This is a genomic window from Candidatus Marifrigoribacter sp. Uisw_064, assembly GCF_047730175.1.
GTDB lineage: Bacteria > Bacteroidota > Bacteroidia > Flavobacteriales > Flavobacteriaceae > Marifrigoribacter.
The window spans coordinates 1,482,285-1,500,040 of the sequence record NZ_CP159833.1 but is presented as its reverse complement, the minus strand read 5'-3'; the positions used below and the strand labels follow the sequence as shown (position 1 = coordinate 1,500,040).

12 protein-coding genes are annotated in these 17,756 nt (G+C 31.8%); all 12 read right to left on the bottom strand.

All coding sequences use genetic code 11. From position 1 onward, the window contains the following. Positions 1-35: 35 nt before the first annotated feature. Positions 36-1,865: a cation:proton antiporter gene (locus ABXT64_RS06755; RefSeq protein ID WP_443632173.1), complete on the bottom strand. Its 1,830-nt coding sequence runs from the start codon at positions 1,863-1,865 to the stop codon at positions 36-38. 58 nt (positions 1,866-1,923) lie between these two features. After that, positions 1,924-2,742, bottom strand: a complete 819-nt coding sequence (locus tag ABXT64_RS06750) for a sterol desaturase family protein (RefSeq protein WP_443632172.1) — start codon at positions 2,740-2,742, stop codon at positions 1,924-1,926. Then, positions 2,743-4,365: a S41 family peptidase gene (locus ABXT64_RS06745; protein WP_443632171.1), complete on the bottom strand. Its 1,623-nt coding sequence runs from the start codon at positions 4,363-4,365 to the stop codon at positions 2,743-2,745. Between the two features lie 39 nt (positions 4,366-4,404). Beyond that, a complete protein-coding gene (gene rnpA / locus ABXT64_RS06740; RefSeq protein WP_443632170.1) occupies positions 4,405-4,755 on the bottom strand; it encodes a ribonuclease P protein component in 351 nt (116 codons plus the stop codon). Between the two features lie 48 nt (positions 4,756-4,803). Beyond that, entirely contained in the window at positions 4,804-5,340 is a 537-nt protein-coding gene (locus tag ABXT64_RS06735) for an MOSC domain-containing protein (RefSeq protein ID WP_443632169.1), read from the bottom strand. Between the two features lie 80 nt (positions 5,341-5,420). After that, on the bottom strand, positions 5,421-7,232 hold the full coding sequence (locus tag ABXT64_RS06730; protein ID WP_443632168.1) for a M1 family metallopeptidase: 1,812 nt from the start codon (positions 7,230-7,232) through the stop codon (positions 5,421-5,423). Positions 7,233-7,237: 5 nt separating this feature from the next. Beyond that, positions 7,238-8,902 carry a S8 family peptidase gene (locus ABXT64_RS06725; protein ID WP_443632167.1) on the bottom strand — a complete coding sequence of 555 codons (1,665 nt, stop codon included), beginning with the start codon at positions 8,900-8,902 and terminating at the stop codon, positions 7,238-7,240. A gap of 7 nt (positions 8,903-8,909) precedes the next feature. Next, positions 8,910-9,770, bottom strand: a complete 861-nt coding sequence (locus ABXT64_RS06720) for an MBL fold metallo-hydrolase (RefSeq protein ID WP_443632166.1) — start codon at positions 9,768-9,770, stop codon at positions 8,910-8,912. Positions 9,771-9,834: 64 nt separating this feature from the next. Further along, a complete protein-coding gene (locus tag ABXT64_RS06715; RefSeq protein ID WP_443632165.1) occupies positions 9,835-12,081 on the bottom strand; it encodes a SulP family inorganic anion transporter in 2,247 nt (748 codons plus the stop codon). 156 nt (positions 12,082-12,237) lie between these two features. After that, entirely contained in the window at positions 12,238-14,634 is a 2,397-nt protein-coding gene (locus tag ABXT64_RS06710; protein ID WP_443632164.1) for a TonB-dependent receptor, read from the bottom strand. 2 nt (positions 14,635-14,636) lie between these two features. Next, complete coding sequence (recO, locus tag ABXT64_RS06705) at positions 14,637-15,356, bottom strand: DNA repair protein RecO (protein ID WP_443632163.1); 720 nt, start codon at positions 15,354-15,356, stop codon at positions 14,637-14,639. After that, positions 15,356-17,644, bottom strand: a complete 2,289-nt coding sequence (porZ, locus tag ABXT64_RS06700; RefSeq protein WP_443632162.1) for a type IX secretion system anionic LPS delivery protein PorZ — start codon at positions 17,642-17,644, stop codon at positions 15,356-15,358. The genes recO and porZ overlap by 1 nt, the downstream gene beginning before the upstream one ends. Positions 17,645-17,756: the final 112 nt, after the last annotated feature.

The window sequence follows — 17,756 nt, the reverse complement described above, 5'->3', positions numbered from 1 at the left end:
GTTTTACTTTCACTAATGTTATTTTATTAAATAAATTATTTTAATATTATAGGTTTACCCAAATATACTAATTGCCAACCTTTTTCAATTTTATTTAATTCTTCACTATTGGTCAAAATAATTTCTAATTCATCATCTTTATCTTTTAAAAATAGAGGAATACTGTCTTTATCATTTCTAGTAAACTCAATTAGCTTATCATAATGGGTTTTATCTTTTAATATTATTTCGTTAATCTGTGGAAATTTTCTAGCGGTTCTAGTTAATAATTCAAAATCGTCTGTGTTTGAAAATAGACCAACTTTAGAGTTATTATTAGGGTCGTTCATTTCTTCAGTAGTTGCTAATCGATAGGCTCCATTTTCACCAAATTGCGTTCCGTATTTATTAATTGCATAATTATTAATGTCCTTATTTCCTGTTAAAGCCATGATGAATCCTACATCATTTAATTCAATATTATCTTTTAAGTTATCTGTATAGATATTTGTATTTAAAGCTTCTAGCCCTAATTCTTTTGCTAAGCCTATATTCGTTTGATTACTATCTATTATAACAACATGTCTATCATGATCATCTAGATACTTACCTATAAGTCGTGAAACTTCAGAGGCCCCTATAATTAATATACCCTCAGATTTCTTCAGAAAAACACCAACAATCCTTGCAAATAAACGTGCCGTCGTTGCATTTAATAATACAGTCCCTAATACCACCATAAAAACCAATGGCGTAATAAACTCAGCACCAGGCACTCCCTCCTTTGCTAATTTTAATCCAAATAATGAAGCAATACCAGCAGCTACAATACCTCTAGGTCCTACCCAGCTTATAAATAATTTTTCATTAATACTTAAAGTAGATTTATAGGTACTTACAAAAACACCCAAAGGTCTTATCACAAAAATGATGATTGCAAACAAAACAGCCGTTTTCCAATTATAAAGCAAATACAATTCTTCCATATTCATATTTGCAGAAAGCAATATGAATAAGATTGAAATAAGCAATACACTTAAAGATTCTTTGAAGTATAGTAGTTCGTCTAAAAATTTAGACTTGCTAGCGCCTAAAACCATTCCCATAACTACTACTGCAAGTAATCCTGATTCATGTGCAAAACTATCAGACAATACAAAAACTCCCAATACTGAAGCTAAAGCGAATACATTTAATAGATAATGAGGAATCCATTTTTTATTTATCGCAAAATTTAAAGCATGTGCGAATGTAAATCCGAAGGTAGACCCAAATAAAACAATCTTACCAAATTCAATGAAAGCAGTTTTAGTAAATTCTCCACCGCCACCCACACTAATAAATTCAAAAACTAGTACTGCAACTAGAGCTCCAATAGGGTCTATTAAAATTCCCTCCCATTTCAATATTGCTGAAACATCCTTTTTAAGTGGAATATTCCTTAAGATTGGTGTAATTACCGTAGGTCCTGTTACTATGATCAATGCTGAAAAAAGGTATGATATTTCCCAACTTAAATTGAATATATAATGCACAGCAATACCTGCACCAAAAAATGTAATGATGGAACCTAATGTAATTAGCCTTGTAATGACACTTCCAACATTTTTAACTTCACTCAAACGTAGAGTTAATCCTCCTTCAAAAAGTATAATGCTAATGGCCAATGAAACAAAATAAAACAAACTTTCCCCTGCAAATAGCCCTTCTTCTCCATTCCATATAGGTTCAATCCATTTAGAACCATCTTCTGAAAGAAACTCAGCAGCTATAGGGCCTACTAATAAGCCTATTAGCAGTAGAGGTAATATTGCTGGAATTTTAAATTTCCAAGCAAACCATTGTGCTAATATTCCTAATATGATGATTCCTGCTAGTTCTACCATGAATAAATTTTAATTAAAGCACTAAATATAACAATTCTTTTGAAGAAAATTAATACTCTTACTTTTTTGATTGAACTGTTTTATCAAAAGGAATTTTTAATTGAGTGATTATGTTTTCATCATCAATGTGGTCTGAAATATCTAATCCATACTGAATTTCCTTAGGGTCACCATACATAAAAGTACCAAACATTCTATCCCAAATAGATAGCATATTTCCATAATTACTATCGGTCCAAGGTAATTGATAATGGTGATGGAATTTATGCATGTTTGGGGATACTATGATGTAGCTAAGTCCTTTATCAATCCATAAAGGCAAAGCCATATTTGAATGATTAAAATAAGTAAATACTATGGTGATGATTCTATAGAAAAAGTAAAATGAAACTGGCATTCCTAAAAGAACTACAGCTCCTAATGCCATTAATTCTCTAAAAATAAAATCCAAAGGATGATGTCGAGTTCCTGAGGTTACATCTACATTTTTATCGCTATGATGAACCATATGAAGTCGCCACATCCACTTTACTTTATGTAAAATATAATGGGTTGTATACTGTGCAATTAAATCGAGCGCTAAAATTGAAATTAATAATTTTACCCAAACTGGAGATTCAAATAATTGTAGGAGTCCAAAATTCGATGATTCTAACCAAATAAAAACTAAGGTTAATAAAACACCAAATACCGCATTGATAATCATTACAAAGGCAAGAAGGATTAAATTTGTTGAAGCATGTTTCCATTTTTTATAGCCTAGTTTGAATAAGCTAAAGCTGTTTTCTAACAACCAAAAAACAGCGATACATAAAAATATCCAAAAGGCCTTCATCCAAATGGGCATGGTTTCAAAAAAGAAAAGAAATTCTTGCATTTATTTTAAAATTCGGCTGTATTTTTTATCATCCTTCAATACTGAAACTGCTTCTAAAATTTCAGGATTATGTTCAATTTGATATAAATATAAACCTTCTCTATAAAAATAACGTTTTAAAATCTCATCACTTAATAAAGACATTAGTTCTGCCTTTTTATTCATTATCGCTTTTTCTTTTGCTTGATCTAAAGCACCCATTAACTGCTTATAACTAGAAGCAATATCCTTATCCAAGTGATCGTCTTCTGCTCTTCTCAAAGCTTCAGCAAATTTCTTTTCAGTTTCAGTTTCATATTCAAATCCATTCGTTTTTAAAAACTGATTAAAGTCTTGAAAGTCGGTATCTGTAAATTTAAAATTTTTCCAATCTAATAGTTCATGAGAATAATAATACGCTGTTGCATAATCGAATATCACATTGTCTTTTAAAAGCGCTGTAGTAATTGAGCTAAATTTTGCTGTTTCAACTTCAATATCTGGAAGTATTCCTCCTCCATCATACACCGTTCTTCCTCCTTTAGTTTTGTACTCATTATACTCTTTAGCATCTACTCGAACAGGATCGCCATTTTCATCACGGTTCCAATAATCTAAGGCTTGAATACATCGACCACTTGGCGTATAATATCTTGAAATAGTCACCTTTAACTGGGTTCCATAAGTTAGTTTTTTAGGTCTTTGCACTAGTCCTTTTCCAAAACTTCGCGCTCCTACAATAACCGCTCGGTCTAAATCTTGTAGGCCTCCAGAAACAATCTCACTTGCAGATGCGCTTCGTCCATTTACTAAAACAACTAAAGGGATTTCTGTGTCTACTGGATCTCTTGTCGTTTTATAAATCTTGTTATATTTTTTAATGACAGATTTTGTAGTCGTAATTGTTTCGCCTTTTGGCACAAATAAATTAACTACATTAATCGCTTCATTAAGCAATCCTCCAGGGTTTCCTCTTAAATCCAAAATGATTTTAGTTGCGCCTTGTAATTTTAAATCTTCTAGGGCAGATTTGGTTTCAATTGTTGTTTTTTTGTTGAATTTTGAAAGCACTATATAACCAATATCATTGTTGATTAATTTATAAAATGGAACAGCATTAATATCAATTGCACTTCTAGTTAACGTTGTTGTTTGTGTTTTTCCTTGTCTTAAATAAGTTACCTCAACAGCGGATCCTGAAGTTCCTTTTATTAAATCTCTTGGATCGTCTTCATACTCTGAAATCTGAATACCTCCTACTTTAATAATTTCATCTCCTGCTTTTAGGCCTGCTTTGTCTGCCGGATAACCTTTATAAGGCTCTACAATTATTAATCGTTTATCCTTATTTCTAACAGTAGCTCCAATTCCTGTATATACGCCAGAATTATTAATTCGTGCATCTTCCACCTCTTGCTCATTCCAATAAACCGTATACGGATCTAGGTCTGATAACATTCCTTTAATCGCCTTATCCATTAGAGTTGACGGTGTGTTTTCATCAACATAATTCATGTTTAATTCTTTAAAAAGCGTAGTAAATATTTCTATCTGCTTTGCTATTTCAAAAAAATCGTTTTTAAAACTAACGGTCGTGAAAAATATACCAAGTGTGAGTATGGGTATAATAATTTTTTTCTTCATAATGCTAAGTAAGTCTATATCTATTCATCGAAATAGATATTATAATTTATTAAGTGCTGATACCATTGCTTTTTCAATAGTTGCATAAGGCAATTTATCTTTACTAAGATATAAAAATAATAACGTAACCTTTTGTTCCTTATTTGTAATTAACAATTGTTTATGAAGTCGATACACTTCTTTTAATTGCCTCTTTATCCGATTTCTATCTACTGCACTTTTAAAATTTCTTTTTGGAACTGCAAAAGTAGCTTGGGTATTTTCAATAGTTTCCGAAGGAAGATAAAAAATTTTAACAGGATATGATTTTACAGACTTACCTTCTGTAAAAAGAAGCTCAATTGCTTTTTTACTTTTAAGTCTTTCTGAAGAAGGAAATTTAAAATTCATTTCCGTAAAAGTAATGATTCTGAAAAATAAAAACTGTTATTTAAGCTATTAAACAGGTTCTAAATTTTTATGCGGTTTTTCAGGAAACTCAATCTCAATCGTATCGCCTACATTAATTTCACCTCCTTTTAATACCACACTCATAATTCCTGCCTTTCTAATAATAGTTCCATGCTCATCTTTATCTAGCACAGCTTTTAATAACTGATCATTAATTTTATTTAATTGGCTGCATGGATTTCGTAAGCCCGTAATCTGGATCTTTGTTTCAGCTCCAATTTTTAAAATAGTATGTAAAGGAAGGTGTATTAAATCAATTCCAGATGTAGTGATATTCTCTCCCATTTCTCCTGGATTTATATTGATTCCTTTTTGGGCTAACTCTTCAAATAGTTCAGAAGGCATTAAATGAACTTGACGAATATTTGGCGTTGTAGGATCTTTTACAACCCTAGAGAGGTGTTTAACAGTAAGTCCTTGATGAACATCTCCTTCAACCCCTAAGCCTTTTAACAAGGTAATCTGATTTTCATTCTTTTTAATTAAAGTGTGGGTAGGGCTTTTACTAACTGCTTCAACTTTCATAATATGGTATAAAAAATTACGGGTAATTATCTAATAGATATTCGCCCGTAATTTAATTAATTTTTAATAACGATTTTAAATTATTTCATTTCAAAAATATTATTCTCAGCATTAATATCAGCCATCATTTTTGATGGATCAATTTCTACATTCTTTATTTTTTTATTTGTCTTAAATGAAAAGTTATATGTTGGATATGCCCAAGCCCAATCATTTAACACAGTACGTTTCATTGAAGGGTTAGGGTTTGCTTTATCACTTCGCATCATTTGTAAAGGAATATAAAATGTTTCTTCTGAACCATCTTCATAGCGTACCATCAAATCTATTGGCATTGGCATTAAACCGATGCGTTGAAGTTCGATAGTATTTTCTTCTCCTTCAGAAGTTACATTAGCTATCCCATAATCAATTGTATTGGTTGTTTGTGTCCAATCCATTAAATACCAATCTAATTCTGCTCCAGAAACTTTTTCAGCAACTCGGATGAAATCATTTGGTGTAGGATGTTTAAACTTGAACTCAGAAAAATATCTTTTTATAGTTTCATCTCTATCTTCTTCACCAATAATATATCCCAATTGAGCCATAAAAACAGCTCCTTTACTATAAGCTCCTATTCCATAACCGGTATTACTATCATATCTATCTGCATGGGTACTTTGGGGCTGTTCTTTTCCACTAGTTGCAATATAATTATACCCTCGATATGCACCTGTAAATGGATTTTCTTTGTTTTGGCTCATCACTTCATTCATTGCTTTATTTGAAATAAATGATGTAAATCCTTCGTCCATCCATTCATGTTTACTTTCATTCGTTGCTAGCAAAAATTGAAACCAAGAATGAGCCAATTCATGAGAGGTAACTCCTATTAAACTATTAAGCTTGCGATTCCCTGTTATTAAAGTACACATAGCATATTCCATACCTCCATCTCCACCCTGAATAACAGAATATTGTTTGTAAGGATAGTTACCAATATGTGTATTAAAATAGGCTAATAATTTAGCTGTTATTGGTTGAAGTTGCTTCCAGTTATCAATAATATCTGGATTGTTTTTATAATAAAAGTTTAATGTAACTCCATTAGGTCCCTCATGGGTATCATGGATGTATTCATTATCAGCTGCCCAAGTAAAGTCATGTACATCGGGTGCATTAAAATGCCAGATTCGTTTCTTTTTCTTTATTTTTTCTCCTAACCCTTCTTTATCTGCATTTTGTAAATATCCCGTCCCTCCAATTATAAAATCTCTATCTATAGAAATTTTTACATCGAAATCTCCCCAAACGCCATGAAATTCTCGAGCGATGTAAGGGTCTGCATGCCATCCTTCAAAATCGTATTCAGCTAATTTTGGAAACCATTGTGTCATAGAATAAGCTACACCTTCTTTATTATAACGTCCAGACCTTCTAATTTGAACAGGTACTTGAGCGTCCCAATTCATATTAAAAGTAGTACTTGCACCTGGCAAAAGTTCTTTAGTTAAAGCTACCTCTAACACAGTTCCAACTACTTTATATTTTAAAGAATTTTTATCCTGTGTTAAGGAGTTTACTTTTATATACCCTGTTTCTGAAGGGGATAAATTTGAAATTCTATTTTTTACTCGATCATCTGGATCTGAGATTGTCTTTGAACGAATATCCATCTCGCTTCCAGGTTGAAAGGCATTAAAGTATAAATGATAGTATACTTTTCTAAGGGTATCGGGTGAATTATTTGTATAAACTAATTCTTGATTTCCTTGATATTGATGTTTTTCAATATCAAAATCAATGTCCATTTTATACGATACTTTTTGCTGCCAATACGATGTATTATTTTGAGCAAAAGAAGTTATAGTCGCTAAGAATAGCAATACAATATTTAAAACTAATTTCATTGGTTTTACATTTTACTTGCCATAATCAAGGCATTATAAAGATTTACCATTTTACCAGACTTAGAGATGTTTTTAAAGTTATCTGTATTAGATTCATCTCCACCTAATATTACAGGTGAATTAGATGTCAATCCACTAACCATAAGTATTTGCTTAACTTGTTTAGCTGAAAGTTTTGGATAATAAGAACGTATTACAGCAGCTACTCCAGCTACTCCTGGTGAAGCCATTGATGTTCCTTGTAAATAACGATACTTGTCTAATGGGATTGTTGACCATATTTTAACACCCGGTGCAAATGCATCTACATTACTGATACCATAATTAGAAAAACTAGCAACCATTTCACTTCCATATTTGTAGTTTAAAGCTCCAATAGTAATAAAAGTATCTCCAATTTCAGCTCCTGTACCTTCTTGGTCATTAGGATATACTTGTACCGTATCTAAATTAATCCCTTCATTTCCTGCTGCATTTACAATTAACACATCATTATCTGAAGCATACTTTATTGCATCCCAAACCCATTCTGGATTTGGCGAGTAATATTTTCCAAAACTTGAATTAATTACTTTAGCCCCATTATCTACAGCATATCTTATTGCTAATGCAATGTCTTTATCATATTCATCTCCATCTGGTACAGCACGAATTACCATAATCTCAACGTTACTTGCAACACCATTCATCCCTATATTATTATTGCGTTGTGCAGCAATAATACCTGCAACATGTGTTCCGTGCATAGCATCCTCTTTTTCAGGATCTGGACCGTCTACATCATTATTTCCATAATTAGTATCCGTGATGTCATCTGGATTATCTCCTAATACAGCTCTGTAATTTTTATCTAAATTAAAGTGACTTTCTAATCTACCTCCGAAATATTCTACACCTCCTGTTAATTGTTCAATTGCATCTGGCACAGAATCAGAAAATCCAAGCATTTGGCCCAATACACCAATTTGTGCTTGTTCTCCTTCAGTAGGGTTTTTAATACCCGATAAATCTTTTACTGTATAATCTTCCTTTCCAAATTTCTTAGTCATTGCTTCGTGAGCTGGCTTTACTTGAGAAAGAATGCCTTCATAACGAGTTTTATTTGCAGTTGCATCTTGTACTTCTTTTTCATATTCAGCTAAGGCTTTTTTATACATTGCATAATCTTCACGATCTGCAGCGCTAATAGATGATTCAGGTTTACCTTTAAATTTAGGGTCTAATTTTTTAATTAATCTAGTATATTCTAAATTTTCAGCTACAATATCTCCTAAGAAATTCCATCCATGAATATCATCAACATATCCATTTTTATCATCATCCTTACCATTATTTGGAATTTCATTTTTATTAACCCAAATTACGTTTTTAAGATCTTCATGTTCTATATCTATTCCACTATCAATAACAGCAACTATTACATTAGTTCCTTTTCTAGTATTCAATATTTCATTATAAGCTTTATCTACACTCATTCCAGGAATAGTGTCTGTCACTAAATCTGCAGCTCCCCAAGCTTTAAGTGCATCACCTTCAGTTGGTGTAACTTTTAAAGGTAAAGTATCAATATTGCTAATAGGTGTTGATAATATAGGTGCAACACTACCTCCACAACTTGTTAATACAATCGCTGCAGCAGTCACAATTAAAAATGGTTTAAAAATTTTCATAGGTAATTTAGTTAAAGATTTCATTAAATGTAAAACTTTCGTTAAGACGGATGCCTTTGTCTGTTTGTTTTACTGTTATTATTTGATTATGAGCATCATGCTCCAAAAATAAATAATAATTATTTTCGGCAGCACTATTTAGTAATTTTTCTTTTTCAGGTAACGTAAGTAATGGACGTGTATCATATCCCATAACAAATGGAAGTGGCAAATGGCCTGCTGTGGGCAGCAAATCTGCCATAAACACTATAGTTTTCCCTTTGTAATTTATATGAGGAAGCATTTGTTTTTCTGTATGACCGTTTGCGAAAAATATTCCAAAATCAAGCTCTTTTGCTTCTGAAAAATCTGAAATTGGATTTTCAACAAACTTAAGTTGTCCAGATTCTTCCATTGGTAGAATATTTTCTTTCAAAAAAGAGGCTTTTTCTCTTTTGTTAGGATTGGTTGCCCATTCCCAATGTTTTTGATTACTCCAAAAAGTAGCATTTTTAAAAGCTGGTTCGTATCCTGTTCTGTCTTTATTATGTTGAATACTTCCTCCGCAATGGTCAAAATGGAGGTGAGTTAAAAACACATCTGTAATATCATCTTTTTGAAAACCATGTTTTTTTAAAGAATCATCTAGGTTTTCATTACCCCAACGGTAATAATATCCAAAAAACTTTTCGCTTTGTTTATTTCCCATTCCTGTATCAATAAGTGTAAGCCTGTTTCCATTTTCAATGAGAAGACATCTTGCAGCAATATCGATCATATTATTAGTATCAGCAGGATTGGTTCTAGACCAAAGAGATTTTGGTACAACACCAAACATTCCACCTCCATCTAATTTGAAATTTCCAGCTTCAATTGGGTATAATTTCATAGGCTTGCAAATTAAGAAAACATGTTAAAACAAATAGCGTTGTTAAGATTTTATTATGAATTATTTATTCAGATTTAGGTGTCGAAAAATTCATATGTTTCAATAGATTAAGCCCAAATGTTAACATGTTTTGCACTTCGTCTGTACGAGCAATATGAAGGTATTTAAAAATCATTAAAGCCTCACCATTACTTTCTATATGGTGTATTTCATTGTCTTCTAAAAAACGAATAAGGTCTTCCGTAAAAAACGAACGTATCGCTTCTTCATCTTCACCACTTAAAAGAAATTTTCCTGAAAAACTTGAATTGTTTTTAAAGTTTATATCCCGATTTGCTCCAGAAAAAACTTTTACTCTGCTAAAAATTTTATCAAAGAGACCTTCTTTGTCTATTATAAATTTAGGAATAGGGCAAGGCAAACGAATTATTTGAACTGTAGTTTGGTACACTTCTAGCGCAAGTAAAGCTCCTTCATCAAATACAATATCTGCAATCTCCCAGTGGGCATTGTTTTCAGCATCTAGTCCCTTTAATGAATTGCTTTTCATTTCTATTGGGCGAGATTCGAAAAAATGAAAATTTCTTAAATACGAAGTATTCCAATCAACCTCACGTTGAAAAGACCATCTATTTGTATTGGCTAATTTTTGCAAACGGATTTGGCGTTGTGAAATTCGTTTTTTCACTCTTCCTGTAACAATTTTCAGTGCCCTATTATGACTTGTTGATGAAACATGGTTCTCTAAACCAATGAGTCTTACTTCTCCACCATCATTGTCATGTATTCTTTTGAATTCTATAATGTTTTCCATTATTGAAAGATCCACTAAACGAGTCTTTGAAAGGTCTATCTGAACATTAGACCCCCTAGGAATATCCTTAAGTAATTTATCTAATCTTAAAGCATATAAAAAATTTGCTATCCCTTTTAATTTAACATCATAGGTTCCGTTTTCTAGGTGATATACTTTTGATCCAGACCTATATATCATTTTAAAGAATTCAAAAAATCCAACTCTTGCCAAAAGCATATGCAAAAGAAGAGTAACTAAAATTCCACCAAATATTCCGTAAAGTAAATCTGTAAAAAGGGTAATTATAAGGGTAGATGACAAAAACAATAATTGTTCTACGCCTTGATCATATGCATGTTTAAAAACTTTTGGAGACGCTAATTTAAATCCCGTATGTACTAATATTGCTGCCAATGCTGCTAATGGAACACTTCTTAAAATTGGGGCCAATATGAGAACAAAAAGAATTAAAAATATTCCGTGATAAAAATTAGACCATTTTGTCTTTGCATTGCTATTAACATTCACTGTACTTCGAACAATTACAGTAATAATTGGGAGACCACCTAAGGCTCCAGAAACCATTGTACTGAGTCCAACACCAACTAAATCTTTGTTTAGGTTTGTTGTACGTTTAAAAGGGTCTAATTTATCAACAGCTCTAGCACTTGCTAACGTTTCCACAGAAGCAATCATTGTAATCGATAAAACTGTAAGCCAAAAGGGCATAGTTCCAATCATTCCAAAATCTGGATGCATTATACTATCTAAAGGATTGTCTGGAATATCAATAAGTAATTCTGGACCAACACCATAGCTATTACCTAAAAAAGAAATTGAATGTTCATTAAAGAAATCAAAACCAAAAACGAATGGTAATGACAATAAAAGAACCCACATAGGGGCTGGAATAACTCTAATAAACTTCTGGTTAATTTTTTTATAAAATATAAGTACAAAAATTCCTGACAAAGCAACTATAAATACAAAAGGGTTTATCTCAGGGATTTTATAAATAACATCTACAAGTGTTCCTATTGTTGTTTTTGCTGAGGAAGTAGTTCCTAATGCATAGTGAATTTGTTTTGAAAAAATAATGACTCCAATTGCCGCCAAAATACCATGCAATACAGAGGAAGGTAATAATTTAGCAAACCTCCCCATTTTAAGAACCCCTAAAAGAGTTTGAATAGCTCCAGATATAACTATAGCAGCCAATACATAATTAATATTACCATCTAATGCAATAAGCCCTCCTAAAATTACGGCTATTAAACCCGCAGCTGGGCCATTAATCGCTAAATGTCCCCCTCGAAAAAATGTGGTAACAACTCCTCCTATAATTGCAGAAAGTACTCCAGCCATAGGGCTTACTTCTGATGCCACAGCTATTCCTAAAGCTAATGGTAAAGCAACAAGTGATACACTTAATGCAGCAGAAAGGTCACTACGCCAATTTTCTTTTAAACCTTTAAGACCTGATGATGGAATATAATTGTTCGTTTTCATGGTCATAATATACGTTTTTCAAAAAAAGTGGAAACACATAAGAAACAGTTTTTTTTTCAAAAAAAATGCTAATTCCTGATTATTAGTGTGTTAAATTAAATGACAATAGGATAAAAAAATTATTTTCGTTTTATTCTTTTTTAAGAAAATAAAAAATGTTTATTAAAAACTATAACTCAAGGCAACAATGAAGTTTCTTCCTGCTGCTGCAATACCTGATGAATAAGTTCTATAACGTTGATCCGTTAAATTCTCTAAAGTTACATTCGCTCGAATGGCTTTAGTAAACTTATATTCTGCTCCTAAATTTAGCGTATACCATGAGGGTGAGTAAGGATTTCCATTAGTATCCAGCGCATACAAATGAGGCGAATTTTGTTGACTTATTGCTAATTCTTCATTATTAAATCCTCCACTATATTCTGCAAAAGCATCGAGTTTCAACTTTTTACCTTTCCAAATTAAATGAGAATTACCAAATTGAGGGGCAGCATGACGTATTGGAGAGGTGGTTCCATCTTCTTCGTTTTGAGAACCATCCGTAATACTATAACTTGAAGTTAAGTTTAAATGATCAGAAAAATTAACTTTTAATCCAGCTTCAAAGCCATAAATTGTAGCTTCACTTGCGTTTTGAATTGCCTGTACATTACTTAGCTCACCTTGATATTCAATTTCAGTTTCACCATTTATATTGAAATCTCTTCTTACCAAAGCGTCTTTCAAATAGGTATAATAAGCTGTTATATCTAATTCAACAACATCGTCAAAATTAAGGGTAGCTCCTATTTCATAATTGTAAGCGTATTCGGCTTCTAAATCTGGATTTGGCACTACAACAGATCCTGGTTCACTATCGAATATTTTTCCAACATCGTCTATATTTGGTGCTCTAAATGCAGTTGAAAAATTTGTTTTCCATCCTAAAATTTTACTAGGTTGCCATGTTATTCCAATACTTCCAGTTAATGCGCCAGTATCTATATTTGCTTTAGAAAAAGGAAAATCATAAAAAGGAGAATCAAATTCGGCATCAACTAAAATATGATTGTATCTTAATCCTGATAGTAAAGATGCTTTTTCAGAAAATTTCCATTGCAATGATCCATAAGCCGCAATCGATTGCCATGTAGAACCATCTGGATATCTTGAAGCAGTTTCTTGAACTTCTCCAGTGGTAATATCGGTTTGTTTTCCTTCAGAATTTACTAGGTTATTTACATATTCAACTCCATAAAAAAGTTTTGTTTTTCCTAATTTTTTAGTGAAGTCTAAGGCTGCAGTATAAGCATCAACCACCTCTTTAGTTTCGAATTCTTCTATTTCACCATAATCTCTATCTATTCTACCTTCAGTAAATTTTTGATAGGATAATGTAAAAATACTTTTATCATAAAATGAAGTGCCTACATTTGAAATCTGTAAATTTCCATTGATCCATTCTTGTGGGCTATAATCCCAAACTGCTGCCCTAAATTCTTCATCTTTTTTACGCGTTAATCGATCATAACGTGGATACCTACTTGTAGCTGTATAAAATAAACCTAAATTAAAATCCCATGAATCTGAATGCATATAACGTATTTTTTGCATCAAATTAATTTGATCGTAACCAGTATTAACTTGTTCTTTTGGCTTAGGGTTTACTACCGTAATATCTTCTCCATTTAGGGTAGTTTGATAGTCATACCTTAAAAAATCATCGGGTCCATTGGAACCCATTCTTAGGTCATCAAAATCCGTATAGGATGCACTCGTTAAAAATGACCATTCTTTAAGACCAATATTGAAATCAAGATGTCCAGTTTTTTCATTACTTGCTGAAGAATATCTTGCTGTTGCATTCCCTGAAAAAGAAATACCATCTACAAATGAAAATTTTGGTTTTTTAGTATAAAAATTCATTACGCCTCCCATGGCGTCACTACCATATACAACCGATCCAGGACCTAATACTACTTCGGTTCTTTCAATAGCAAATGGATCTATAGATATTACATTTTGAACATTTCCACCTCTAAAAATGGCGGTATTAAAACGCACACCATCTACAGCTATAAGAAGTCTATTTGTTGAGAAACCTCTAATTAAAGGGCTTCCTCCTCCTAATTGACTTTTTTGGATAAACACACTCCCACTGCTTTTTAATAAATCTGCAGAAGTTTGTGGATTTCTAAACGAAATATCATCACTTGTAATACTATTTATTTTTTGAGGAATATCTTTTTTGCTTTGAGCAAATTTTGCAACTGAAAGTACAATTTCATCCAATGCATTTGCATTGCTTCCCAGTACTACTATATTTCCGTTTGGAAGAATTTCGCTTTTAGTTATTGACACAGTGGTGTAAGAAATATGCTGAAATGTAATTTCTTCATCTTCATAAAATTTTGAAATCTCTACATAACCATCAAAATCTGTGATTCCACTTTTATCTTTACTAGAATTATAAACAGCTACTCCTGCAATTGGAAAGCGATTATCTTCTTCAACAACTTGAATATTCTGGGATTGTACTGAAAAAAAATTTACTAAAAATAGGAATAAAAGTAATCTCATTCTTAACGAAATAATTGATTTAATATTAAAACTGACTTTGGTTTTTTAAAGCCGTGCAAATGTAATTGATAATACTCTAAAAGCAAATTTAAGAGCTCTAATCGTTCTTTTTTATGCATTTTTATCTGTGACATGATATCAAAATTTATGCCGAAAAACAGTTTAAAATATTCTATTAATGTTCCTTGTTTACAGTATTTATTTGTTTCCTTGTTTTGAAAATTTCCTTCTAATAAATTAAAATAAGAATGTTCAACTGTAGAATGATCAGGAAAGAAGCCTAAATGAGAAGATAAATTCAATAAAAACAGAATATGAAAATTAGCAATTTCATCATTTACATCTAACCAATTTAAAGAATCTGTTAAATATTTATAAAGTGAAACATCGTTAGATTCTTCATGAATTGCATTTTTCAAGACTTCAGAGATAAAAAGAACTAAAGTGCCTTTTAAAATGTTTGTATGTAAGGTTTGATATGGTATAATAACTTTTGCTTCTCGAATTTGCTCAAGAGTACCTTTATCTTTATGAAAAGCGACTATTTCTAATTGAGTTAATGGTTGAAAATGAGAGGTTCTGAGCTTACCTCTTTTTGAAGATAATATTCTTTTTAATAAATATGTTTTTAAGCCTGAAACTTCTGTATAGCAAGTGACTATTAAATCGGATTCTGCATATTTTAATGATGAGATTACAATGGCTTTGGTAGAGACAACCATCAGCGAATGATCATTAATTTAGCTACTTTGGTTTCTAATGCATCACTAGTTGTTACTAAAATTAAATACACTCCAGAGGCTACTTTATATTTTCCAAAAGCTGTTGTGTCCCATAATACACTACCTCCTTCAGAGGTAGTTTCAAAAACAAGGCTTCCAGTAATATCGGTTATTTTTACATTTGCATTCGCAGTTAATCCATCTATAGTTACATTTCCATCAAAACCTGGTCTTACGGGATTAGGAAAAGAATATACTTCTTCTAAATCTTCTCTAGGAGCCGTTGAGGTTCCATTAAAAGCAACCAAACCATCTGCAGTTGCAAAATATACAACCCCCGAAAGATCATCGATCGCAATGTCCTGAACATTATCTGAGGGCAATGGTGAATTTTCTGTTGTAAATCTATGGATTGTTTCTTGACCGTTTGACGATAAATAAAACACTCCAGAGGTGGCTGTTGCTACCCATTTATTATTTGAGCCATCTACCTCAATATCTGTAACAGATTGTTGAAATAATAATTCTTGAGCTACTCCGTTTTCTAATATAATAATTGCTTGTGATTCTATTTCATTCCCTTCATTAAAAAACCCTCCAACATTAAACAAAACACGCAATCCACTTAAGGTACCAATCCAAAGCCTATTTTGATTATCAAATGCTAAAGCCCTCACATTTTTTGTGGGTAAATTTCCATTCCCAACTCCGCTAGAAATTACATTAAATAGATTGCTTGTAGGGTTATAACCAACCAAACCTTCTTCTAAAGCTCCAAAAAAAACAGTGCCTTCTCTACTTACTTTTACTTCGCTTAAATCTTGTGGCACAATAATACTTGAAGTATCAAACATTTGAAATTGACCATTGGGAGTCAATTTTACAAGTCCTTCTTCAGACCTAGATTGAACGAACCATAAATTTCCGTCTTTGTCAAAATCTGAACCAAAAATTCGAAGTCCTAATGCATCATTATCAAATGGCACTATTAAAGGACTATTTGTTTCATCAAATAAAATACTTGGTTCATTATCAACTATTTTCATCAATCCTTTCTGAAAAGAAGACATATAGACTTCATTTGGATTTTCAGGGTTAATCGTTGTGTACACTAAATCATTTACATCATCTACCCCTAATGATTCTTTTATATCATCATATGAATAATTTGACCACTCGTCATCTTTTAAATGACTAATTCCTATTCTTGTTAAGGGATAAGGATTAAAAAATACAGTTACATCACCAAAATTTACCCATAATTGACCTGGGGAAGCATCAATTGAAAAAGGATGATTATTTATGGGACCATCAGGCAAGAGTTGAGTTGATTGTTGAGATCCAAATGGAACAGCTAATACTCCATGTTCGGTAGTTCCCATATAAAAATTATTATTATATGAAATACCTGCTTGTAATGTGTAGTCTATATCTGGAACCGAAGTAACTAAAGCTTCTAAAGTAAACCCATCAGAATATGCTTGTATAGCATTTGGAGTTGTAATAGTTAATAGGTCATTTTTTACAATAAAATCTACAATAGAAGTGCTAAAACTAAGCACTTGATTTATTCCTGATCCTGGTATAAACTCAAAAACTTTATTGTCGTTTCTTGCTACATATAATTCTGAACCTAATATTTGAATTCCATTAAAACTACCTGATTCATATAAATTCCAAGCCTGATAATCTATTATATTATCATCATTAACTAAAGCTCCACGTATTCCATTTTCAGTAGTAGCTGCATAAATATAATCTCCAAAAACTGTTGTTTGAGAAATATTAATTTGCGCCCCTAAATTTCCAATAAAATAGGTGTCACCAAACTCTAAATTTTCTAGATCATAAACGGATATCCCAAACTTTGTAGCTATATATATTCTCCCTTGATATTCATTAAAATGGTTAATACGTTTTTGATTTGGTGGAATCGTTTGTTTATCAAGAATATCTACAACTTGCAAAACTTCTTCTTCTCCATCTATTACAATTTCAATCAATCCATTTTCATACCCAATGATTAACAAACCAGTATCATCACTATAATGAATAGTAGAAATTGCTTCTCCCGAAAGACCATTAATTGCAGAAATTGTACTTAACTCTTGGGTAGATAAGTCATAAGTAAACACAGCGTTTTCAGACGCTACATAAATTTTATCATTGCCTTGTGAAATACTTTTTACAGATACATATGAAAAATAACCTGTCCACGTAGTTTCAAAATTTTGCGCAACTATAAATTGAGAAAGTAATAAAATGAAAAGGGTACCTAGTTGCTTCATAAAAAATAATTATTTTCAAATAATATAACACGCTAAAATACTATTTATTGCAGGATAAAAAATGAAATAGGTTGTCTTTAAAGAAGACAACCTATTTTTAATAACTATTTTT